This window comes from Streptomyces sp. JL2001, from assembly GCF_050917515.1.
In the GTDB taxonomy this organism is placed as follows: Bacteria; Actinomycetota; Actinomycetes; order Streptomycetales; family Streptomycetaceae; genus Streptomyces.
The window spans coordinates 1,854,864-1,875,400 of sequence record NZ_CP169421.1 but is presented as its reverse complement, the minus strand read 5'-3'; the positions used below and the strand labels follow the sequence as shown (position 1 = coordinate 1,875,400).

Genomic DNA, 20,537 nt, shown 5'->3' with positions numbered 1-20,537 from the left:
GTCGCCCCTCGACCCGGAAGATCAGACGGCGGAGGGGGTCCCCGACTCCCGCCGCCGTTCCAGCGACACCGGGTCCGGCTCCGGGTGCGGCGCGCACGACGCGCGCCGCACCGGCGTCTTTCCGGGCACGGCCCCCGTGAGGAGATACGTCTCCAGATGGCCGTTCACACAGGCGTTCCCGCCGCCCCCGATGCCGTGCGTCCCGGCGTCCCGCTCGGTCACCAGGGCGGAACCCGACAGCCGGCGCTGCAGCTCCAGCGCCCCCGCGTACGGCGTGGCCGCGTCCCGCTCGGCGGCGAGGATCAGCACCGGCGGCAGCTCACCCGGAGCGGTGCGGACGTCCAGCGGCCGCTGCCGCGGTGCCGTCCAGTACGCGCACGGCAGGTTCGCCCAGACGTTGTCCCAGGTCTCGAACGGGGCGCGCCGCGCGAGCCGGGTGTTGTCCCGGTCCCAGACGGCGAAGTCCTCCGGCCAGGGAGCGTCGTTGCACTCCACGGCGGTGTAGACGGCCGTCGCGTTGCCGGGGTCCGAGGACGGCGCAGCGCCCGTGAGCGCCGCGCCCGTCGCCCCGGCCGATCCCCTCGTGCCCGACGGGTTCCCGGCGGGGGCCGCCAGCGCGATCAGCGGCTCGGGATCGCCCTGCAGGAACCGGGCGAGCGCGGCGGCGCGCGAGGGCCAGAACACGTCGTCGTACCCGGCCTGGAGCATCACCGCGTGCAACTGTCCCGGCCCCACCCGACCGCCCGCCGGGCGGGCCGCGAGCTCGGCGCGGGCCCGCTCGTAGCTCCGGCCCACCCCCTCCGCCGTGGTGCCCAGCCCGTAGACGCGGTCGTGCCGGGCGATCCAGGTGCGGAAGTCCGCCCAGCGCCGCTCGAACGCGAGTGACTGGTCGAGGTTGTTGGCGTACCAGATCTGCCGCGGCGCGGGATGGACGGGTGCGTCGAAGACCATCCGGCGCACCCGGTGCGGGAACAGCGTCGCGTACAGCGCGCCGAAGTACGTGCCGTACGAGGCGCCCATGTAGGTCAGCTTCGGCTCACCGAGAGCCGCCCGCAGCACCTCCAGGTCGCGGGCGTTGTTGAGCGAGTGGTAGTGCCGCAGTGACGCGCCCGTGCGGTGGGCGCAGCCCAGCGCGTACGTCTTCGCGCGGGCGACCCGCTCCCGCTTGAAGACCTCCGACGGCTCGGTGGGGGCCGGGGTGGGGCCCGTCACCCGGTCGGCCGGGTCCTGGCAGGACACCGGGGCGGAGCTGCCCACCCCGCGCGGGGCGTAGCCGACCAGGTCGTACACGGCGGCGATCCGCTTCCAGGCCGGGAGCCCGGCGGCCAGCGGGAAGGAGGTCGAGGAGGCCCCGGGCCCACCCGGGTTGTAGACCAGCGCGCCCTGGCGCGAGGACGTCGGACCGGACGCCCGGACCCGGCTGACGGTGAGTCCGATGCGGGGCCCGTCGGGGTCCGCGTAGTCGAGCGGGACCGTGACCGTGGCGCACGAGACGGTCGACGGCAGGTGCTCCGCCGCCGGGCAGGTGCCGAAGCGCGGCGGGTGGGCGGCCGCGCGCCGGGCGGCGAGGAGGGTGCCGACGGCCTCGGCGGGCGGGGCCTCCAGGGCTCCGGCCACCGGTGCGGCGGTCAGGGACGACACCACCAGCGACCCGGCTGCTCCGAACAGTGCGAGGGCTCTCATCGCCACTTCCCTTCGTCCCCAAGGGACGAAAGCGGGCGGCGCGCCCCAAGTAAAGGACCGACGGGCGGTGTCGTGGTCAATGCCCCCGAAGTGCCGCCCGCAGCTGCGGATCCAGGGTGGCGGGCCCGCGGGTCGCCAGCGCGGTGAGCGGGTCGTCGGGAGCGAGCGGACCGTCCGGGGCGAGGGCGGCGAGCAGCGCCAGGCCGGTGGGCGAGGCCCAGCGGTTGTACGGATGGACCTCCGCGCGGGCGATCACCAGACAGCCGGCGGTGAGCACCAGCGGCAGCGCGAACCAGGCGTACACCGGCATCCGTTCGTGGCCGGGCACCAGAGCCGCCGCACCCGCGCCCAGGGCCACGGTCAGGGCCAGGGCGAGCCGGACCGACCGGACCCCGCCGCAGACGCTGCGCCGGCCCGCCTCGGGCACGGCGAGACCGGCGGCCACGAGCCGGTCGGCCAGTGCCCGTACGGCGTCCGCGGCGGCGATCACCGGCCGTATCGCAGCCGTGGGCGACTGCCCGCCGGGGCCGATCGCCCCGATGACGGAACGTTCCAGCTCGTCCCGTCCGTCCGGGTCGACGACCGTGGCCCAGCCGGTGTGCGCGAGCAGCAGGCGGCGGTGGCGGTGCATCAGGACCAGGGTCAGGTCGGTCACGCGGAGCGGGCCGCCGGAGAGGTACGCGGCCTCGGGCAGCGTGAGCTCCCGGCGCCCGTCCGCGACCGTGTCGGGAAGGGCCGCTTCGACGACGGCCGCGCGGCACAGCCGCGCACAGCTGACCGCCGCCGCGACGCACGCCACCAGCAGGAGAGGGACCCAGATCATGCGGGATTCTCACCGGTGACGGGCGCCGCGCGCCAGCGGATTCTCAGCATCCGGAAAGGGACCGGCCGTTCAGCTGGAGCTTCCGCAGCTCGAACCGCTGCTGCTGGAACAGGAACTGCCGCTGGAGCACGAACTCCCGCTGGAACCGGAGCAGCTGGAACCGCCGCCGGAGCCGCAGGAGCTGCCGCCGCCGGAGCAGGAGCCGCTGGAGCACGATCCGGCGGAACAGCCGCCGCCACCGCCCCCACCACCGCAGCCGCCGCTTCCCCCGCCCGCGTCACTCGCGCACCAGACGGCGATCAGGCCGGCGGCGTCGGTGCTCGTCCCGGTGTACGGCGCGCCGTGCCCGGACCGCCGGCCGCCGCCGGCGCGCCGCCGGGGGGCGGGTCCGGGGCCGTACACCCGGGCCGCCGCGAGCAGCTGATCCCGCAGCACCGGGTCCGGCAGGGCGCGCAGCCCGTGCAGGGCGACCAGGTGCCCCGCCTCGGCGAGATGCCCGTGGTCCCGCGCGTACGCGGCGACGGCCCGCCGGCCGGCCGGGGTGACCCGGGAGGCGGCGAGCGAGGCACAGACGACCGCCGTGATCCCGGTGCCCAGCAGCGCCGGTGCCACCTTGAAGACGAAGGGGACCGGGAAGCCGTCCGAGGACCCGAGGTCCACGACCGTCAGGACGATCGAGACGGGGAACATCGACAGGCACACCACCCCCAGCGCGATGCTCCAGCGGATCGCCGAGCGCCGCGCGGCGGGGAGGACGAGCAGCCCGCGGTCCGCCAGCGCGTCGCCGATCTCCTGGACGGCCGGGTGACGCATCACCGTCAGACGCAGATGGTGCAGGGCACCGTGCGGGGCCGCCGCGTGCTCCTGGAGGACGGCACGCTCGACGGGGTCGTGCGCGGTGGCGCGCAGGACGGACACGATGCCCGGCCCGCCGACCGCGATCCGGCCGTCGGCCTGGAGCGCGGCGAGGGCGGCGTCGGTGACCCGCGCCGGACCGCCGTTCAGGAACGCGGCCTCGTACCGGTCGTGCAGCGGGCCGCCGGGACCGCGGCGGGTGCGGGAGAGCTTGACGATCAGCAGGACGGCGCAGACGGCGCCGGCCGCGGTGACCAGCAGTGCGAGCGTGTTCATGCCGCCCACCGCCCCGCGAACGCGGCGCGGGCGGCCCGGGCCAGGCGGGTCGCCCGGCCAGGCGGCCGGGCGCCGGCACGGTCCTGCCACCAGTGGGTGAGACGCCGCCGCGCCTCGGGGTCCTCGGGCCGGCCGGCGACGAGGAGGTGCTCCACGAAGTCGAGGGCGTCGCGCCGGTAGCCACCGGTCATCGGCCGGGTCAGGGCGTACGAGGAGAACGCCGCCCGGAAGCCCGTACCGAGGATCTCCGGCAGCTCCGGGGCCACCTTCGCGATGACCCCGGCCCGCTTGGCGCCCAGGGCCCGGCTCTGTACTCCCAGACGCCGTGCGTCGAAGCCCTCGGGCACGGGGGTGCCGGCGACGAGCGCGGACAGCAGCGCGGCCTGCGCGAGGGCGAGCCGCTCCCGGGCACCTCCCGAGACGGTGCCGGGGGATGCCGTGCCGTTCCTGCCGCGTTCCGGCCCTTCCGGCACCGCAGCCCCACCGTCGGTCCCGGCCGGAACGGGGTGCGGCGCGGGCATGAACCCGCCCGACGCCCGCGCGCCCGCCCCGATCAGCAGGGGCCGCTCGGCGACGTCGTCCACGGCCGCCAGACCGGATCCCGGCGCGGCCAGGCCATGCGCCGCCGACCGCGCCACGGAGTCCGCCGCGACCTCCGCCGTGGCGGGAACGGAAGCCGCCCCGCCCGTCGCCGTCCGCAGCGTCCGCCGGATCGTCGCCAGCTCCGAGGCCAGCTCCTCCGCGGGCGGGAAGTGGTCGTCCCGCTCCAGCAGCACGCCCGGCGGGGAGACCCGGGACGCGAGGTCCGACAGGACGGCGAGCACCTCGGGCGGTACGGGATGGGCGTGCGTGTCGTGCCAGACGCCGTCGCGCTCCAGTCCGCCCGCCACGTGCACGTAGGCCAGGGCCTCCACCGGCAGGTCCGCCAGCGCCTTCGCCGGGTCCTCGCCGCGGTTCACGTGGTTGGTGTGGAGGTTGGCCACGTCGATGAGGAGCCGCACCCCCGTGCGCTCCACCAGCTCCGCCAGGAACTGCCCCTCCGTGAGCTCCTCGCCCGGCCAGCGGACCAGCGCCGCGATGTTCTCCAGCGCCAGCGGCACCGGCAGCGCGTCCTGGGCGATCCGGACGTTCTCGCAGAGCACCTCCAGCGCGTCCCAGGTCCGCGGGACCGGCAGCAGGTGGCCCGCCTCCAGCGCCGGCGTCGCGGTCAGCGCGCCCCCGGCCCGGACGAACGCGATGTGCTCCGTCACGAGCGGCGCCCCCAGCGCCGTCGCCTTCGCCGCCAGGTCCGCGAGCCGCCCCGCGTCCGGCCGGTCGGCCCCGCCGAGCCCCAGCGAGACCCCGTGCGGGACCACCGTGACCCCGCGCGCCCGCAGCCGGGTCAGGGAGTCGGGCAGGTGGCCCGCGCAGAGGTTCTCCGCGACGACCTCCACCCAGTCGACGCCGGGCAGCGCCTCCACCGCCTCCGCGATCTCCGGACGCCACCCGATGCCGATGCCGAGTTCCGTCATGTCCCCCTCCTTCAGTCCCTCACGTGATGGCCCCGCCGAATCGGTTCGAATCCAGTCGGAGGGACGTTCAGAGGTTGATTTGAGGTTCCGCCGGAGGGGGAGCCGACGGGCCCGGCCGGACCTACGACTGCGGGGTGACGATGCCCCCGTCCGGCACCGGCGTCGACGTGAACGACTGGTCCCCCGTCGGCACCGCCGGCGTGGGCTGGGCGGGCGACGGCACCACCGGCGGACCGGTGGGCGGGGCCGTCTTCTTGCCGGCCGCCTCGTTGGCCAGCGAGTCGAAGTCCACCAGCCCGGTCGCCTCCAGCATGGTGATGTGGTCCAGCACCGTCTGGTTCGCGTCGCTCGCCAGCTGCCGTATCAGGGTGTTGCGGGTGGTGTGCCGGACCTCGGCGACCAGCGCGAACACCTTGCCGTGCGCGTTGCGCAGCAGGTTCGCGAACAGGCGCTCGTACTCCTGCCCGTTGGCCGCCGTCATTTGGCGCAGCCAGCCCTGCTGCTGCTCGGTCGGCTGGTTGGGCAGTTCGACGCCCAGCTTCGCCGCCACGTCGCGCGCCCGCCGGTCCAGGTCGGTGTGGCCGACGACGAGGTGGTCGCCGGCGTCCCGGATGGCCTGGGTGGGGGCGCGTTCGATGGCCTGCTGGCCGGCCGGCAGTTCCCAGAGGCCGGCCAGGCGTACCTTGACCAGGAAGTCGCGGTCGGTGGCCGAGAGCGGGCCCCACTGGGTGGCCACGCTCGACGCGTTGAGATTGGCCTGGCCGGTACCGGAGCGGTCGGCGTAGGACCAGACGGGGAAGGCGAGGGCGCCGACCGTCGCGACCAGTGCCGCGATGATGAGTGCAGTCCCGTTGACGCGTAGCGACAAAGTGTCTCCCGAGCAGGTGTGCGGTGGTGTCACCGCAGACTGAACCGCCAACCGGGCAGCGGTTCAAGCCGCTCGGCGGTATCGGTGGATACGGACGGGAGGGCGCTCGCGTTCAGCCGGTGCGGGAACCCGTCGCGGGGAATGCGGAGACCACGGTGCACGAACCGGGCGCGATCTCCGTGAACCCGGCATCACGCACCACCGGCAGCCCGCTCGTCGTCAGCGCGGCCCAGCGCTCCTTCGGCGCCGTCCGCACCGCCAACGGGAAGCCCGCCGCCCGCCACGCCGCGCGGTCCGCGTCCGACATCTCCCACCACAGCAGCTGCGCGCCGTGACCGGTCTGCGCCATCGTCTTGCCCGCCGACATGTCGAGCTCGGGGTTCAGCCACAGGAGCGCCGCCCCCGCCGGCACGTCCCCCGGCTCGGCCGGGTCGTCCAGATCCGTCCCCGACACCTGGAGCTTGGCCAGCTCCTTGGGCCAGCCGTCCAGCGGGACCGGCGGGAAGACCCGCACCTCGGCAGAGCCGCCGGTGACCGTGATCCCGGGCAGCTCGCCGGCCCGGCGCCACTCCGCGCCCCGGGCCCGGCGCACCACCTTGCGGATCCGGGCGTCCTGCCAGTCCGTCATGACCTGTGCCCACGGGCCGTCGCCGTGCGAGCGCTCGTCGGAGAGGATCTCCAGGACCGCCCGGGCCGACGTCTCCAGGGCGTCGGTGCGGGACGGCGGCTCGGCCCGCTCGATCCGCACGACGAGGGGCAGGACGAACTGCGGCTTCTCGTCGCGGACGTCGGTGCGTACGGGCTCGGGGGTGGTCTGATCGCTGCTCACCCGGCAAGTCTGCCACCCCCGTCACAGGCGGCTGTTTGTGGGAACGAATCGTTCCGGGACAGGATGCCCGACATGAAGAGTGATCTTTTCGCAAGCGACCACCTGGCCGAGACAGCGGCTTTCCCGGGGATGAGCCTGCAGAACGCCAAATCCGTCAAGTACGCCGTCAACGGCGAGATGCACGCCCGCCAGGGATCCATGATCGCCTTCCGCGGCGACCTCCAGTTCGAGCGCAAGGCCCAGGGCATCGGCGGCATGCTCAAGCGGGCCGTCACGGGCGAGGGCCTGGCGCTCATGGCCGTCCGCGGCCAGGGGGAGGCATGGTTCGCGCACGAGGCGCAGAACTGCTTCATCGTCGAGATCGAGCAGAACGACGCGCTCACCGTCAACGGCCGCAACGTCCTGTGCTTCGACGCCACGCTCTCCTACGAGATCAAGACCGTGAAGGGTGCCGGCATGACCGGCGGCGGCCTCTTCAACAGCGTCTTCTCCGGCTACGGGAAGATCGCCCTGGTCTGCGAGGGCAACCCGATCGTCATCCCGGTCAGCCCCCAGGCCCCGGTCTTCGTCGACACGGACGCCGTCGTCGGCTGGAGCGAGCAGCTGCACACCTCGCTGCACCGCTCGCAGTCCTTCGGCTCGATGATCCGAGGCGGCTCCGGCGAAGCCGTCCAACTGAAGCTGGAGGGCCAGGGCTTCGTGATCGTCCGGCCCAGCGAGCTCACCCCGCAGAAGGCGTCGGCGAACTGAACCTGGACGGGGTCGGCCGCCGGTACGGCCTGCGCGGACCATGGGTGCTGCGCGGGGTCTCCCTCGGCCTGCCGTCCGGAACCCTCGTGCGCGTCACCGGAACCAACGGCACCGGCAAGTCGACCCTGCTGCGCCTCGTCGCCGGCATCGACGCCCCCACGGAGGGACGGATCACCGGCCGCCCCCGCCGCACGGCGTACGTCCCCGAACGCTTCCCGGTCGCCCTGCCCTTCACGGCGGCCGGCTGGCTCGTCCACCTCGGCCGCGTGCAGGGCCTCGGCCGGCGGGACGCGGAGCGCGCGGCGGAGGAGTGGCTGGACCGGTTCGGCGCGACCGCCTTCGCCGGTACCCCGCTCGACGAACTCTCCAAGGGCAGCAGCCAGAAGGTCGCCGTCGCCCAGGCGCTGCTCGCCGACCCCGGACTGCTCGTCCTCGACGAGGCGTGGACGGGGCTCGACACGGCCGCTCGGGAGGAGCTCGACCGCGCGGTCCGCGAACGGGTCGCGGCCGGGGCCACCGTGCTCTTCGTCGACCACGACCCACGGCGGCTCGCGGGCGAGGCGGACACGGTCCTCGCGGTCGAGTCGGGCCGGGTGCGCCCCGTGCCGGCCGAGGGGACGGCCGCGCCCGGCCGGGCCCCCGGGGCGGCGACCAGGGCACGGATCGTGGTCTCCGGCGGCCACGCGCTCCCCGAAGGCGTCCCGGGCGCCCCCGCGTACACCACCGGCCCCGACGGCACGACCGTCTGCACCGTCGACGCCGCTCACTCCGACGCACTGCTGCGGGCCCTTCTCGACGCCCGCCCGTCCTGGCACATCCACACACTCGACACCGAAGGCGCCCGGGTATGACCGCCCTGCTCCGCTATCAGACGGCCCTGCTCGCGCGGTCCCAGCGCTGGCTCGCGCCGCTGCTGCTGTACGCGGTCTTCGTCGGCGTGGGCGTCCAGGCGGGAGAGCCCGTGCTCGGCGCGCTCGGCTACGCGTCCGCCGCGCTGGTGCCGGTGACCGCCTGGCTCGTACGGATCTGCCTCAACCAGGAACCGGCCGCCGCGCGCCACGTGGTGGCGGCCGCCGCCGGCCGGGAGCGGGCTCATCTGGCGGCGTTCCTGGCCGCCGTCGGGTGCATGGCCGTGCTGGGCGCGGTGGCCGTGCTCGGGGTGACCGCGGTGAGCGACCTGCGCCGGGTCGGTCCGCTCGCCGCCGCCACCGCCGGGCTCCTGGCGGCCGGGGCCTGCGTCCTCACCGGGGCGGCCCTCGGCGCCCTGTGCACCAGGCCCCTCGTACGCGCCCCGGGCTGGTCGCTGGCGGTCCTGGTGCTGGGCTCGCTGCTGGCGCTGGTGACGACCGGGTCCCCCGCGAAGTACGCGGTCACCGGCCTGGTCACGGGCTCGCTCACGGCGACCGTCCACGTCCCCTGGCTCGCGTTCTCCTGCGCCGCGGCGACGGCGGCCGCGGCCGCGGCACTCGCCTGCCGGGCCACGGCCTGGCGCGAGTGACCAGGGCCTGTCCGGGCGGACGACGCTGCTCTCCGGCCAGGTTTCGGGGAACGTCTAGGCTCGTGTCCATGGACGTCACCGACCCCACCGACGCCACGGGGGCCACCGAGGCCACGGGGGCCACCGGCTCCCCGGAGACCGGGGACGCACGCACGTCGTACTGCGGCCCCGGTCCCGCGCCCCGCCCCGAGCCCGCGGGCGATGGCCCCTTCGCCGAGTGCGTGCTGTGCCGCGCGCCGACCGAGTACCCCGAGTCGACGAAGGGCATCACGCTCTGCCCGGTCTGCGCGTGGCAGGAAGCCCAGCGCACCGCCTGCTCCGGCTGACCGGACGCGGGGACGGGCTCAGCCGGCCGCCGGTGCGGCGGGCACGGCGGCCCGCTCCGCCCGGCGGGTCCGCCACCAGGGCACGAGCTGGACGACACCCAGGGTGAGTTCGACGGCGAAGAAGGGCCACAGCAGGGCCGGGGCGCCGTGCGTCACGGCGTACGCCTGCCAGGACGCGAAGAGCAGCCGGGCGACTCCGTCGAGCAGCCCGTGCACGGGCAGGGTCCGGACCAGGCGCAGGGCGGCCCAGACGATCACGACCGAACCCATCAGGTTCGCGAACAGCACCTGCATCGGCTCGAGCGGGGGCAGGGCTCCCAGCCCCGCGGCCTCGCCCCCGGAGGACAGCCCGCGGTGCACGAGCGCGTAGGTCCACGGTGTGGCGAAGCCGGCGGTGACGACCAGGTCGTACCAGGCGCTCGCACGGACGGTGCGCAGATAGGCGGGATGGACGGGCGGGAACGGACGGATCACGACGGGGTCTCCTCTGTCTCGGGACGACGACGCCTCACGCTAGACAGGGGACTACGCTCCAAGGTCAAGCCCGACTCATGACGGAGGGTGCATGCGCATCGGCGAACTCGCCGCCCAGGTGGGGGTGTCCAGGGACGCCATCCGGTTCTACGAGAAGCTCGGCCTCGTCGAGAGCCGGCGACTGCCCAACGGCTACCGCGACTTCCCGCCGGATGCGGTGGCCTGGCTCCTGTACGTCCGCACGGCGCAGACCCTCGGTTTCTCGCTCGCGGAGATCGCGCGGATCGGCGGGGACCTGCGCGACGACCCGAACAGCGCGGACGCCTTGTCCGCGCTGTTCGAGGACAAGATCCGGATCATCGACGCCCGCATGGACGAGCTCACCGCGCTGCGGGCCGAGCTCGTCGAACGGGTGGGCGCCGGCTGCCCCCTCCAAGCCGCCCCGGCCGGCTGACGCGTCGCCGCCGGCGGCGGGGCCGGGGGCCGGGGGACCGGCGGGGCGCCGGCGGGGCCGGCAGGGCCGGCGGGGCGCGTCCGCGCGGGTGTCAGCTGGCGGGTTGTCAGCCGGCAGGCGTCCGGCGGCTCATCAGCTCCGAGACCTTCACGAAACGGTAGCCCTTCGCCCGGAGCTCCGGGACGATCCGCCGGATCGCCTGCTCCGTGACGGGCGCCGCGCTCCGGGTGCAGTGCATGACCACGAGCGAGCCGGGCTTCACCCCGTCGAGGACCTGCTGCGCCACGGCGTCGCCGTCCGTGGCGAAGGCGTCCCCGCTGACCACGTCCCACTGCACCGCCGTCACCTTCGTCGGCGCGAGCGCGCGCAGCGCGTCGTCGTCGTAGCAGCCGCCGGGGAAACGGAAGTACGGCACGACGTTGCGCGCACCCGCCTTGCGGAAGGCGGCGAAGGCGCGCCGCACGTCGGCGGCCATGTCGTTTCGCGCCACGGTCGGCAGGCCGTAGCAGGGGGAGGCGAAGGAGTAGTGGCTGTAGGAGTGGTTCGCGATCTCGAAGCGGGGGTCGTTGCCGAGGGACCGGGCCTGGTCCGGGTACTCCTCCGCCCAGCGGCCGGTCATGAAGACGGTCGCGTCGACGCCCAGGCGCCGCAGGGTGGCGATCAGCTGCGGGTTGTCGAAGCGCTCCCCGCCGGCTGCCCGCGGCCCCTGATCGGCCGTCATGTCGGCGTCGAAGGTGAGGGCGACGACCTTCTCCGCGCCGTGGGCGCGCCGTGTGAAGACGGGCGTGACGCCGCCGGGGCCCGGGGCAAGGGTGGGGGGTGCCTCGCGCACGGTGGCCGGGCCGGGCGCGGCGCTCGGGCTGCCCGCGGAGCTCGCGCCGGCGCTCGCGCTCGGAGTCGGGCTCGTCGCGGTGCGGGGCGGCGGGGACGGGGAAGCGGTGGCGGCGGTGGCGGCAGGGCCGGCGGAACGGATGGCGCCCGGGCTCGCCGGCCGGCCGGGGGCCGCCGTGTCGGCCGCGCCGCCGCAGCCGACGAGAACGGCACCCAGCAGGCCGAGCGCCGTCAGCTTTCGTGCAGAAATGGTCACGACCGGAAGTTATCCGATCATCGCACCGGATCGTTCGCGGCTCGACGGGGGCGGGGGCGGGGGTGGGGGTCGGGGGGTCGGGGGGTGGGTCGGGGTGGGGGTGCTTGGGCGTCGAGCGTCGCCGGGGGTGGGCGGACGGGATGGGGGCTTGGTGTTGGGGGGCTTGAGGGGTGCGGGGCCTGGGGTCTTGGGGTGAGCCGGTCTCCGTTGCTTCTGGTGGTTGGCCGCCCTCTCTCCGAGTGTGGCGGGTTACGGCGCCGCTTCAAGGGCGCTCCTTCGTCGCGTCGCTGCGCGATGGGCTGCGCCCACCCTTGACCCGTCGCCTTCACCCGCCTTTTCACACTCGGAGGGCGGCCCGGGGGGATGGGCCCAGGCGGGGGGCCGGCGGGGCGCGCAGCGCCGTCGGCCCCCGTCGGCTCCGGGGGTGGTTTCCCGCACCCATTGAATGGGGCGGTCGGGCATGGCTTAGCGGGTGCTGCTCGATTCCCGCTGGGATTCATGCCCCGCTGGTCATTCCCGGTGGTGGGTGATCCCTTATCCGAGGAGGACATGGAAGGGTGACGTCTCAAGCCGGCCCCATCCAGTCCGGCCCGTCTTCGGCGGCGGGGGGGGTTCCGTCCCTCTCCCCGGATGACGCTAGCGCGTACATTACTTGCGGTAACAGGGACGGGATAAGGGACTTCACGGGCATATCGGACTCTCGGCGGGCTTAATGTACGCCGTAGCGTCATTGAGCAGTCCATCCCGGGTCGGCGATGGGATGTGTGGGGTGGATGGGATCCGTACGGCCCGCCGCCCCGCGCGACCCGTGCCCTCTGACCCGAGCCGGCGATGCTGGCTCCGGATTCGGCTTCACCCACCACCGGAGAGTGACCAGCGGGGCATGAATCCCAGCCGAGAGACGAGCGGCATCCGCTAAGCGCCGCCGCGTCACCCCATTCAATGGGTGCGGGAAGCCACCCCAAAAGCTGTCGGACGCCGACGGCGCCCGGGGCCCCACCGGGCCCCGGAGCGGATGCCCCTCCCGGGCCGCCCTCCGAGTGTGAAAAGGCAGTCGGGGCCGGGCGGTCAAGGGTGGCCGCCAGGCCATCGCGCAGCGACGCGACGAAGGAGCGCCCTTGAGGGCACGGACCCGGCTGCCACACTCGGAGAGAGGGCGGCCAACCACCAGAAACAAACGGAGACCGGCCCACCCCAAGAGCCAGGACCCGCACCCTCCAAGACCGCCCGGCCCCAAGCGCCCAGACCCCCACCCCCACCCCCAAGTGTTGAACCCATGCGCCGCCCGTCAGCTCGCAAGCAGCGTCCGGCGGCACTCCGCCACGTCGAAGTCGGCCTTCGGATAGCGCGGGTCCAGTTCCTCCAGGTGCTCCCGCAGCAGGGTGCCGATCGCCCAGTTGCGGTACCACTTCCGGTCGGCCGGGACGACGTACCAGGGCGCCCCGTCCGTCGCGCAGCGTTCCATGGCGATCTCGTACGCCCGCCGGTACGCGGGCCACAGCGCCCGGTCCTCGATGTCGCCCGGGTTGAACTTCCAGTGCTTGTCGGGGTTGTCGAGGCGTTCGAGCAGCCGTGCCCGCTGTTCCTCGTACGACAGGTGAAGGAAGACCTTGACGACCGTGACCCCGTCGTCGACGAGCGACGCCTCGAAGCGGTTGATCTCCTCGTAGCGCCGCTCGATCTCCTCGCGCGGGGCGAGGTCCCGGACGCGGGCGATCAGCACGTCCTCGTAGTGGGAGCGGTCGAAGATGCCGATCTCGCCCGCCGACGGCAGCGCCCGCTCGACCCGCCACAGGAAGGGATGGCCCCGCTCCTCCTCGGTCGGGGCCTTGAAGGCCCGGATCCGGCAGCCCGAAGGGTTCAGGAACCCGATCACGTGCTTGACCGTGCCGCCCTTCCCGCTGGTGTCCATGCCCTGGAGCACGAGCAGCAGCCGGCGGTGGTCGCCGGCCGTGCTCGCCGCGTACAGGCGCTCCTGGAGTCCGGCGAGGGCGGGTGCCGTGGCCGCGGTCGCCGCCACACCGGCCGACTTGTCGGCGGGAGCGCCGGGAAGGATGGAGGAGGCGCCGTACGCGGAGAGGTCGACCGGCTCGCCGACGGGCAGGCGCAGCAGCTCGCGCAGCGGGCGGCGGGGTGCGGGAGCCGACGTCGCGGCGTCGTTCCGCCGGTCCTTCTTCCCGGCTGCCTTCCCACCCGGCTTCCCGGTCTTCCCTTTCCCGGGCTTCCCGGCCTTCCCGTCCTTCGCCACGCTGGGCCCCTTCCCGTCCGTCACGCGCCTTCCCCCGATCCTCCGACGGAATCGGCGGGCCCGCGAGCCCGCGGAACAGGGGAGCGGCGGGCCGGCGGCACAGGCGCCGGCCCGCCCCGTCCGTCAGTTCAGCACCACGGCCCGGTCACCGCGAACGTCGTGCCCGGTGTGTAGCAGTTGACGTACATCGTCTGCCGGTCGGGCGAGAACGTGACGCCCGCGAACTCGCCCCACTCCGGGTCCTCCGGTGTGCCGATGTTCTGTGCGCCGCGCGCAATGGCGTACACCTCGCCGCGGGGCGTCAGCCCGTAGACGTGCTGTTCGCCGCCGCCGTCCTCGCAGACCATGAGCCCGCCGTCGGCCGCCAGGCAGATGTTGTCCGGCGACTCGCCCGGCAGCCGGATGTCCGTGCTCGGGCCGAAGACGACGACGAGGGTGAGCCGGCGGCGGTGCGGCTCGTACTTCCACACCTGCCCGAAGTGGGTCCCCGCCGAGCCGTCCGTCGCGCGGGCGAAGCTGGAGACGAAGTACACCGCGCGGCCTCCCCAGTAACAGCCCTCCAGCTTCTGGGCGTGCGTGATGCCCCGCGGGCCGAAGTCCTGCAGCCGGATGGGCGTCTCGGCGGCCTGCGGGTCCGGTACGGGAACCCACTCCACGCCGCCGAAGCTCGCCCCGGTCTCCTGGATCGCGGAGAGGTCGGGCACGCCCGGCACCCGCATGGCCTCCAGGGCGCCCCCGGCGCGCAGCGAACCGGTGCCGCCCAGCGGCTTGCGGGGCAGGAAGCGGTAGAAGAGGCCGAAGGGCTGCTGGAAGGCGTCCTCCGTCTCGTAGACGATGCCGCTGCGCGGGTCGACAGCGACCGCCTCGTGCTGGAAGCGGCCCATCGCGGTGAGGGGAACGGCCCCGGTGCGGTGCGGATCGGCCCCGTCGACCTCGAAGATCCAGCCGTGGTCCTTGGTGTATCCGGCGGTGCCGGCCCGGTCCTCGGTCTCCTCGCAGGTGAGCCAGGTGCCCCACGGGGTGGGCCCGCCGGCGCAGTTGACCGCCGTGCCGGCGATGGCGACGCGTTCGCCGAGGACGTTGTTGCGGCCGTCGAGTTCGAGCGCGGTGCAGCCGCCCTTGGCGGCCGGGTCGTAGGTCAGGCCCTCGACGGTCGGGACGCCGATCTTGCCGGTGGCCCGGTTCTCGTGGTTGCGGACCAGGTGCACGCGGCCGCGCCGGCCGGCGAAGGCGGCCATGCCGTCGTGGTTGCTGGGGACGAGGCCCTCGCCGGAGCGGAGGGGGTCGCCCTGGCGGGACAGGACCTTGTAGCGGAAGCCCTCGGGGAGGTCGAGGAGCCCGGCGGGATCCGGGACGAGCGGGCCGTAGCCGGCCCGGCTCGCGGCGGCTGCGCCGCCCGCGAAGAGCTCGGCGAAGGCGCCGGAGAAGGCGATGCCGGCGGCCGACGCGCCGGTGCGGGAGAGGATCTGACGTCGTGTTGCGGACATGAGGCAACAGCCCACTTCCTGTTGGCGGACAGGTGGCGTGTGACGTGTGACCCGCATGTGTGTATCACGCACCGTGGTGACACGTGAACCATGCGGGCCACAACAGCCTCATGTGGCGCGGGCGTCAGGCCAGTTCGGCGGTCAGCGTGATGGTCGTGCCCGTGAGCGCCTGGCTGACCGGGCAGTTCTTCTTGGCGTCCTCGGCCAGCGCCTGGAACTCGTCCGCGTCCAGGCCGGGCACCTCGCCGCGCACGGTCAGGTGGATGCCCGTGATGCCCTCGCCCGGCTGGAAGGTGACGTCGGCCTTGGTCTCCAGGCGGGTCGGCGGGTTGCCGGCCTTGGCCAGACCGTTGGAGAAGGCCATGGAGAAGCAGGAGGAGTGCGCGGCGGCGATGAGCTCCTCGGGGCTGGTCTTGCCGTTCGGCTCCTCGGCGCGGGCCGGCCAGGAGACCTCGTACGAGCCGAGGCCGGAGGAGTCGAGGGAGACGACGCCCTTGCCCTTGAGGAGGTCGCCCTCCCAGACGGTGTGGGCGTGACGGACGGTGGCCATGGTGAATCCCTTTCGATCGGGTATGGCCCCCAACCTACTGCTCCACCAGACCCTTTGCGTCGCGTGCCAGTGCGGTGAGCCGGGAGATCGCCCGGAAGTACTTCTTCCGGTACCCGCCCTTCAGCATCTCTTCACTGAACAGCCGGTCGAAGGGGAGTCCGGAGGCCAGCACCGGCACCTCGCGGTCGTACAGACGGTCGGCGAGGACGACGAGCCGCAGCGCGGTGGACTGGTCAGGCACCGGTCGCACGTCGGTGAGGCAGACCGCGCTCAGGCCGTCGGTGAGCGCGCCGTACCGGCTGGGGTGGACCTTCGCCAGGTGGTCCAGCAGGTGCGGGAAGTCGTCGAGCGAGGCGCCCGGGGTGGCGTACGCCGCCTTCGTCACCTGATCGTCGGAGTACGGGGCGGGGGCTTCGGGCAGCCCACGGTGGCGGTAGTCCTCGCCGTCGATCCGCAGGGGCCGGAAATGGGCGGACAGGCCCTGGATCTCGCGCAGGAAGTCGGCGGCGGCGAACCGGCCCTCGCCCAGCTTGCCCGGCAGCGTGTTGGAGGTGGCGGCCAGGGCCACACCCGACTCGACGAGCCGGCTGAGCAGGGAGGAGACGAGCACGGTGTCGCCCGGGTCGTCCAGTTCGAATTCGTCGATGCAGAGCAGCCGGTGCTCGCCGAGGGTCTTCACGGTCTGCTGGAAGCCGAGCGCGCCGACCAGGTTGGTCAGCTCCACGAAGGTGCCGAAGGCCTTGAGGGCGGGCTCGGCGGGGGTCGCGTGCCAGAGCGAGGCGAGCAGGTGGGTCTTGCCGACGCCGTAGCCGCCGTCCAGGTAGACGCCGCGCGGACCGGTGGGGGCGGCGGGCTTCCTGGCGAACCAGCGGCCGAGCGCCGGGCGCCGGCCCGAGCCGCTGGCGTGGGCGCCGCCCAGACCCTCGGCGAAGGAGCTCAGGACCTTGACCGCGTCGGTCTGGCTGGGCTGGTTCGGGTCGGGGATGTACGTGTCGAAGCGGACCGAGTCGAACCGCGGCGGCGGGACCATCTCCGCGACGAGGCGGTCGGCGGGGACCTGCGGCTCCCTGGCACAGAGGGAGACCGGGGAGGCTTCGGCGGAAGCGGCCTCGGTTATGGCGGGGGCGGCATGCGGGGAACGGGTCGACACAGTTCACCACTCTAAGCGCCGTGTCAGACTGCGAGGATGCGACGCCTGTTCCCTGTGACGGACATGACAGCCACCGACGCCGCCGGGGACCGGGAGTGGTCCCTCGACGAGCTGGCCGAAGCCTACGCGTACCCCGACGAGGCCGAGCGGGGCCCGGACGGCGTGTGGCTGCGGGCCAACATGGTCTCGTCGCTCGACGGGGCCGGCCAGCACGAGGGACGTTCCCAGCCGCTTTCGTCGGAGTCCGACATGCGGATCTTCGGCACGCTCCGGGGGCTCGCCGACGTGATCGTGGTGGGGGCCGAGACCGTCCGGGCGGAGGGCTACCGTCCGGCCCGGGCGCGTGAGGTCTTCGCCGAGCGCCGGGCCGCGGCCGGCCAGGGGCCCGCACCCGTGATCGCCGTGGTCAGCGCCTCGCTGAACCTGGACTTCTCGCTCCCCCTGTTCACCGGGCCGCTGGTGCCGACCCTCGTCCTGACGGGGGCCGCGGCACCCGCCGAGCAGGTGTACGAGGCCGAGAAGGCGGGGGCCGAGGTGGTGATCGCCGGCGACGGTGCGGGCGTGGAGCCGGCCCGCGCGGTGGCGGCGCTCGCCGAGCGGGGCCTGAAGCGGCAGCTGACCGAGGGCGGCCCGCGTCTGCTGGGTCAGTTCGTGGCCGCCGGGGTGCTCGACGAGCTGTGCCTGACGCTCTCGCCGACGATGACGGCGGGGGCCGCGCAGCGGATCGCCGGGGGGCCGCCGGTGGCCGTGCCGACGCGGTTCGCCGTGGCGTCGCTGCTGGAGGAGGCCGGCTTCCTCTACACCCGCTACCGTCGGAGCTGACGCGCCGCGGAATTAGTCGTTCCGCTTTGCTTCCGCTGGGCACACTTACTCTCGCAGACCCCGTGCGGGCACGGGGAAGGATGGTTTCCGCAGAAGGGCTCCTGAGGTGTTCACAAGCGTTTTGATGATCGAGAAGCCCCTGACGTCGGTCGACGTGGAGTTCGTCACCACCCTGCACGGCGACGAGTCCGTGTCCTTCATCGTGCTGATGCAGCCGCGCGGTGACCAGGCCGACGTGCTGCTGCGCGCCATCGACGACGTCGCGATGGGCGAACTGAAGGAGGCGCGCCGGGAGGGCGACGAGCCGGAGGGCAAGGCCGCCCGGGGCCCCGCGGAGCAGGCGCTGGAGGTCTCGCTCCAGGCCCTCCGCAACGCCGGCTGTCAGGCGGTCGGCCAGGTCGTGGAGGACCACCCCCTGAACAAGATGAAGGCCGTGGTGGACGAGTCGGAGGCGGACGAGGTGATCGTGCTGACGGCCCCGCACTACGTGGAGGAGTTCTTCCACCGGGACTGGGCGTCGCGTGCCCGGCACAAGGTCGGGGTACCGGTACTGAAACTCTTCGCGCACAGCGACTGACCGGGAGGCCCCGCTCGAGCCCCGGAGGACCCGGGACTGGCAGGGGGAACGAGCAGGCCGGGGGCGGTGCCGGGGCCACGGCGCCGCCCCCGGCCGCGTGCCCGCCGGGGTACGGCCGCGACGGGGGCCCGGGCCGTCCGCCCGCAGGGCCCGGCGCTCCCGCCCCCCGGACCCGGCCCCCGCCCCCCTGAACCCGCCCACCGGCGGCCTCCGGCCCCGCCGGGATCGCGCGACCGCGAGCCTCCGGGCACGAGCTACTAGGCTGGGGGCGTCCAGTACGACGCACACCGGGGAGAACCACGCATGGCACCCGCCATCCCTGCCGCCGCCGTCCCTGCCACCATGGAACGGCCGCACTTCATCGGCATCGGCGGTGCCGGAATGTCGGGCATCGCGAAGATCCTCGCCCAGCGCGGGGCCAAGGTCGCCGGCAGCGACGCGAAGGATTCCGCGACGGCCGAGTCGCTGCGGGCGCTCGGCGCCACGGTCCACATCGGCCACGCCGCCGAGCACCTCGCCGACGACGCCTCCGCCGTCGTCGTCTCCAGCGCCATCCGCGCCGACAACCCCGAGCTGGCCCGCGCCGCCGAGCTGGGCATCCCGGTCGTCCACCGCTCCGACGCGCTCGCCTCCCTCATGGCCGGCCTGCGGGCCGTCGCCGTCGCCGGGACCCACGGCAAGACGACGACCACCTCCATGCTGGCCGTCGCCCTCACCGAGCTGGGCCTGGACCCGTCGTACGCCATCGGAGGCGATCTCGCGGGCCCCGGCACCAACGCCCACCACGGCGACGGCCAGGTCTTCGTCGCCGAGGCCGACGAGAGCGACCGCAGCTTCCAGAAGTACGACCCCGAGGTCGCGATCGTCCTCAACGTCGAGCTGGACCACCACGCGAACTACGCCTCCATGGACGAGATCTACGAGTCCTTCGAGGCCTTCACCGCGAAGATCCGCCCCGGCGGCACGCTCGTCGTCGGCGAGCACTCCGGCGCCCGCGAACTGGCCGCCCGGGTCGCCGACCGCGACGGCCTGAACGTGGTGACGGTCGGCGAGTCCGAGACCTCCGACGTCCGGATCCTCTCGATCACCCCGCACGGCATGACCAGCGAGGTCGTCGTCCTCCTCGACGGCGTCGAGCACGCCTTCACCGTCTCGGTCCCCGGCCGCCACTACGCGCACAACGCCGCCGCGGCCCTCGCCGCCGGCGCCCGCGTGGGCATCGACGCCGCGGAGCTGGCCCAGGCCCTCACCGCGTACACCGGCGTCGGCCGCCGCCTCCAGCTCAAGGGCGAGGCCGCGGGCGTCCAGGTCATCGACTCCTACGCCCACCACCCGACCGAGATGACCGCCGACCTGGAGGCCATGCGCGGCGCCGCCGGCGCCTCCCGCCTGCTGGTCGTCTTCCAGCCCCACCTCTTCTCCCGCACGCAGGAGCTCGGCAAGGAGATGGGCGACGCGCTGGCGCTCGCCGACGCCTCGATCGTCCTGGACATCTACCCGGCCCGCGAGGACCCGATCCCCGGCATCACCAGCGAGCTGATCATCGAGGCCGGCCGGCGGGCCGGAGCCGACGTGACGCCCGTCCACGACAAGGACGCCGTCCCGGAGGTCGTCGCGGGAATGGCGAAGCCCGGTGATCTCGTTCTGACCATGGGCGCGGGCGACGTCACGGACCTCGGCCCGCTGATCCTGGACCACCTGTCGAAGTAGCAGAGGGAGCGAGCTCATGTCCTACGACGTCGAGAAGCCGGACGAGCAGTGGCGCGCGGAGCTGACCCCGGCGGAGTACCAGGTGCTGCGCCAGGCCGGCACGGAGCCCGCCTTCCGCGGTGAGTACACCGACACCACCACCACGGGTGTGTACTCCTGCCGGGCGTGCGGCGCCGAGCTGTTCACCTCGACGGAGAAGTTCGCGTCGCACTGCGGCTGGCCGTCCTTCTACGACCCGAAGGACACCGACGCGGTCGAGCTGATCGAGGACCGCTCGCACGGCATGGTCCGCACCGAGGTCCGCTGCTCCCGGTGCGGCTCGCACCTGGGTCACGTCTTCGAGGGCGAGGGCTATCCGACCCCCACCGACCAGCGGTACTGCATCAACTCGATCTCGCTGCGGTTGACGCCGCAGTCGGAGTCGGGATCGCCGGCCGGCGAGGGCTGAGCGGGCCGCGCGCCGACCGGAGTCCACCAGCGCGGCGCGGGCCGATGAGAGGTGAGGCGGCGGCGAGGAGGCTCTGCGGGAGAGCCCGGCCCGACCTCCGCCGCCCGCCAT

21 protein-coding genes are annotated in these 20,537 nt (G+C 74.0%); 9 read left to right on the top strand and 12 right to left on the bottom strand.

Translation table 11 applies throughout. From position 1 onward, the window contains the following. Positions 1-21: 21 nt before the first annotated feature. The 6 genes from ACE1OA_RS08185 to ACE1OA_RS08160 form a co-directional block, all read right to left on the bottom strand. Entirely contained in the window at positions 22-1,683 is a 1,662-nt protein-coding gene (locus ACE1OA_RS08185; RefSeq protein ID WP_432752559.1) for an alpha/beta hydrolase, read from the bottom strand. Between the two features lie 76 nt (positions 1,684-1,759). Continuing rightward, the gene (locus ACE1OA_RS08180; protein ID WP_356607498.1) at positions 1,760-2,506 is read right to left on the bottom strand and encodes a TIGR04222 domain-containing membrane protein; all 747 of its coding nucleotides are present in this window, start codon (positions 2,504-2,506) and stop codon (positions 1,760-1,762) included. 69 nt (positions 2,507-2,575) lie between these two features. Next, the gene (locus tag ACE1OA_RS08175; protein ID WP_432752558.1) at positions 2,576-3,637 is read right to left on the bottom strand and encodes a TIGR04222 domain-containing membrane protein; all 1,062 of its coding nucleotides are present in this window, start codon (positions 3,635-3,637) and stop codon (positions 2,576-2,578) included. After that, positions 3,634-5,148 carry a DUF692 domain-containing protein gene (locus ACE1OA_RS08170; RefSeq protein WP_432752557.1) on the bottom strand — a complete coding sequence of 505 codons (1,515 nt, stop codon included), beginning with the start codon at positions 5,146-5,148 and terminating at the stop codon, positions 3,634-3,636. The genes ACE1OA_RS08175 and ACE1OA_RS08170 overlap by 4 nt, the downstream gene beginning before the upstream one ends. A 121-nt stretch (positions 5,149-5,269) precedes the next feature. Continuing rightward, positions 5,270-6,016, bottom strand: a complete 747-nt coding sequence (locus tag ACE1OA_RS08165; RefSeq protein ID WP_356607492.1) for a DUF4142 domain-containing protein — start codon at positions 6,014-6,016, stop codon at positions 5,270-5,272. Positions 6,017-6,128: 112 nt separating this feature from the next. Next, the gene (locus tag ACE1OA_RS08160; protein ID WP_356607490.1) at positions 6,129-6,845 is read right to left on the bottom strand and encodes a peptidyl-tRNA hydrolase; all 717 of its coding nucleotides are present in this window, start codon (positions 6,843-6,845) and stop codon (positions 6,129-6,131) included. Between the two features lie 72 nt (positions 6,846-6,917). Between ACE1OA_RS08160 and ACE1OA_RS08155 the strand changes: the two genes are divergently transcribed. The 4 genes from ACE1OA_RS08155 (at position 6,918) to ACE1OA_RS08140 (ending at position 9,419) form a co-directional block, all read left to right on the top strand. Continuing rightward, a complete protein-coding gene (locus tag ACE1OA_RS08155) occupies positions 6,918-7,595 on the top strand; it encodes an AIM24 family protein (RefSeq protein WP_356607488.1) in 678 nt (225 codons plus the stop codon). Then, positions 7,592-8,446 (top strand): ATP-binding cassette domain-containing protein, encoded by an 855-nt coding sequence (locus tag ACE1OA_RS08150; protein WP_432754047.1) that lies wholly within the window; start codon positions 7,592-7,594, stop codon positions 8,444-8,446. The genes ACE1OA_RS08155 and ACE1OA_RS08150 overlap by 4 nt, the downstream gene beginning before the upstream one ends. Next, the gene (locus ACE1OA_RS08145; RefSeq protein WP_356778925.1) at positions 8,443-9,093 is read left to right on the top strand and encodes an ABC transporter; all 651 of its coding nucleotides are present in this window, start codon (positions 8,443-8,445) and stop codon (positions 9,091-9,093) included. Before ACE1OA_RS08150 ends, ACE1OA_RS08145 begins: the two co-directional genes overlap by 4 nt. A 68-nt stretch (positions 9,094-9,161) precedes the next feature. Next, positions 9,162-9,419, top strand: a complete 258-nt coding sequence (locus ACE1OA_RS08140) for a hypothetical protein (protein WP_432752556.1) — start codon at positions 9,162-9,164, stop codon at positions 9,417-9,419. 18 nt (positions 9,420-9,437) lie between these two features. Here ACE1OA_RS08140 and ACE1OA_RS08135 read toward each other — a convergent pair whose 3' ends face one another. Next, the gene (locus tag ACE1OA_RS08135; RefSeq protein ID WP_432752555.1) at positions 9,438-9,893 is read right to left on the bottom strand and encodes a hypothetical protein; all 456 of its coding nucleotides are present in this window, start codon (positions 9,891-9,893) and stop codon (positions 9,438-9,440) included. Between the two features lie 91 nt (positions 9,894-9,984). Between ACE1OA_RS08135 and ACE1OA_RS08130 the strand changes: the two genes are divergently transcribed. Next, entirely contained in the window at positions 9,985-10,347 is a 363-nt protein-coding gene (locus tag ACE1OA_RS08130) for a MerR family transcriptional regulator (RefSeq protein WP_356607480.1), read from the top strand. Positions 10,348-10,453: 106 nt separating this feature from the next. Here ACE1OA_RS08130 and ACE1OA_RS08125 read toward each other — a convergent pair whose 3' ends face one another. The 5 genes from ACE1OA_RS08125 to zapE form a co-directional block, all read right to left on the bottom strand. After that, positions 10,454-11,434 carry a polysaccharide deacetylase family protein gene (locus ACE1OA_RS08125; RefSeq protein WP_384875500.1) on the bottom strand — a complete coding sequence of 327 codons (981 nt, stop codon included), beginning with the start codon at positions 11,432-11,434 and terminating at the stop codon, positions 10,454-10,456. 1,288 nt (positions 11,435-12,722) lie between these two features. Further along, entirely contained in the window at positions 12,723-13,556 is an 834-nt protein-coding gene (locus ACE1OA_RS08120; protein ID WP_432754046.1) for a PPK2 family polyphosphate kinase, read from the bottom strand. 254 nt (positions 13,557-13,810) lie between these two features. Next, positions 13,811-15,169 carry an alkaline phosphatase PhoX gene (locus ACE1OA_RS08115; protein WP_432752554.1) on the bottom strand — a complete coding sequence of 453 codons (1,359 nt, stop codon included), beginning with the start codon at positions 15,167-15,169 and terminating at the stop codon, positions 13,811-13,813. A gap of 124 nt (positions 15,170-15,293) precedes the next feature. Further along, positions 15,294-15,719 carry an OsmC family protein gene (locus ACE1OA_RS08110; RefSeq protein ID WP_147980592.1) on the bottom strand — a complete coding sequence of 142 codons (426 nt, stop codon included), beginning with the start codon at positions 15,717-15,719 and terminating at the stop codon, positions 15,294-15,296. A 34-nt stretch (positions 15,720-15,753) separates the two neighbouring features. Then, positions 15,754-16,869 (bottom strand): cell division protein ZapE, encoded by a 1,116-nt coding sequence (gene zapE, locus ACE1OA_RS08105; RefSeq protein WP_356608295.1) that lies wholly within the window; start codon positions 16,867-16,869, stop codon positions 15,754-15,756. 36 nt (positions 16,870-16,905) lie between these two features. On the opposite strand from zapE, the gene ACE1OA_RS08100 reads away from it, so the two are divergent. The 4 genes from ACE1OA_RS08100 to msrB all read left to right on the top strand — a co-directional run bounded on the left by ACE1OA_RS08100 (position 16,906) and on the right by msrB (position 20,426). Continuing rightward, positions 16,906-17,691 carry a pyrimidine reductase family protein gene (locus ACE1OA_RS08100; protein WP_432752553.1) on the top strand — a complete coding sequence of 262 codons (786 nt, stop codon included), beginning with the start codon at positions 16,906-16,908 and terminating at the stop codon, positions 17,689-17,691. Positions 17,692-17,815: 124 nt separating this feature from the next. Continuing rightward, positions 17,816-18,268, top strand: coding sequence for an indole-3-glycerol phosphate synthase (locus ACE1OA_RS08095; RefSeq protein ID WP_356608299.1), 453 nt, complete (start codon positions 17,816-17,818; stop codon positions 18,266-18,268). Between the two features lie 303 nt (positions 18,269-18,571). Further along, the gene (gene murC / locus ACE1OA_RS08090) at positions 18,572-19,978 is read left to right on the top strand and encodes a UDP-N-acetylmuramate--L-alanine ligase (RefSeq protein ID WP_356779211.1); all 1,407 of its coding nucleotides are present in this window, start codon (positions 18,572-18,574) and stop codon (positions 19,976-19,978) included. A gap of 16 nt (positions 19,979-19,994) precedes the next feature. Beyond that, positions 19,995-20,426, top strand: coding sequence for a peptide-methionine (R)-S-oxide reductase MsrB (gene msrB, locus ACE1OA_RS08085; protein WP_356608303.1), 432 nt, complete (start codon positions 19,995-19,997; stop codon positions 20,424-20,426). Positions 20,427-20,537 lie beyond the last annotated feature (111 nt).

Excerpts from the sequence above, each read along its gene's own strand:
- ACE1OA_RS08185 (WP_432752559.1), bottom strand. The coding sequence starts at position 1,683 with ATGAGAGCCCTCGCACTGTTCGGAGCAGCCGGGTCGCTGGTGGTGTCG.
- ACE1OA_RS08180 (WP_356607498.1), bottom strand. The coding sequence starts at position 2,506 with ATGATCTGGGTCCCTCTCCTGCTGGTGGCGTGCGTCGCGGCGGCGGTC.
- ACE1OA_RS08175 (WP_432752558.1), bottom strand. The coding sequence starts at position 3,637 with ATGAACACGCTCGCACTGCTGGTCACCGCGGCCGGCGCCGTCTGCGCC.
- ACE1OA_RS08170 (WP_432752557.1), bottom strand. The coding sequence starts at position 5,148 with ATGACGGAACTCGGCATCGGCATCGGGTGGCGTCCGGAGATCGCGGAG.
- ACE1OA_RS08155 (WP_356607488.1), top strand. The coding sequence starts at position 6,918 with ATGAAGAGTGATCTTTTCGCAAGCGACCACCTGGCCGAGACAGCGGCT.
- ACE1OA_RS08145 (WP_356778925.1), top strand. The coding sequence starts at position 8,443 with ATGACCGCCCTGCTCCGCTATCAGACGGCCCTGCTCGCGCGGTCCCAG.
- ACE1OA_RS08140 (WP_432752556.1), top strand. The coding sequence starts at position 9,162 with ATGGACGTCACCGACCCCACCGACGCCACGGGGGCCACCGAGGCCACG.
- ACE1OA_RS08130 (WP_356607480.1), top strand. The coding sequence starts at position 9,985 with ATGCGCATCGGCGAACTCGCCGCCCAGGTGGGGGTGTCCAGGGACGCC.
- ACE1OA_RS08115 (WP_432752554.1), bottom strand. The coding sequence starts at position 15,169 with ATGTCCGCAACACGACGTCAGATCCTCTCCCGCACCGGCGCGTCGGCC.
- ACE1OA_RS08110 (WP_147980592.1), bottom strand. The coding sequence starts at position 15,719 with ATGGCCACCGTCCGTCACGCCCACACCGTCTGGGAGGGCGACCTCCTC.
- ACE1OA_RS08100 (WP_432752553.1), top strand. The coding sequence starts at position 16,906 with ATGCGACGCCTGTTCCCTGTGACGGACATGACAGCCACCGACGCCGCC.
- ACE1OA_RS08095 (WP_356608299.1), top strand. The coding sequence starts at position 17,816 with ATGATCGAGAAGCCCCTGACGTCGGTCGACGTGGAGTTCGTCACCACC.
- murC (WP_356779211.1), top strand. The coding sequence starts at position 18,572 with ATGGCACCCGCCATCCCTGCCGCCGCCGTCCCTGCCACCATGGAACGG.
- msrB (WP_356608303.1), top strand. The coding sequence starts at position 19,995 with ATGTCCTACGACGTCGAGAAGCCGGACGAGCAGTGGCGCGCGGAGCTG.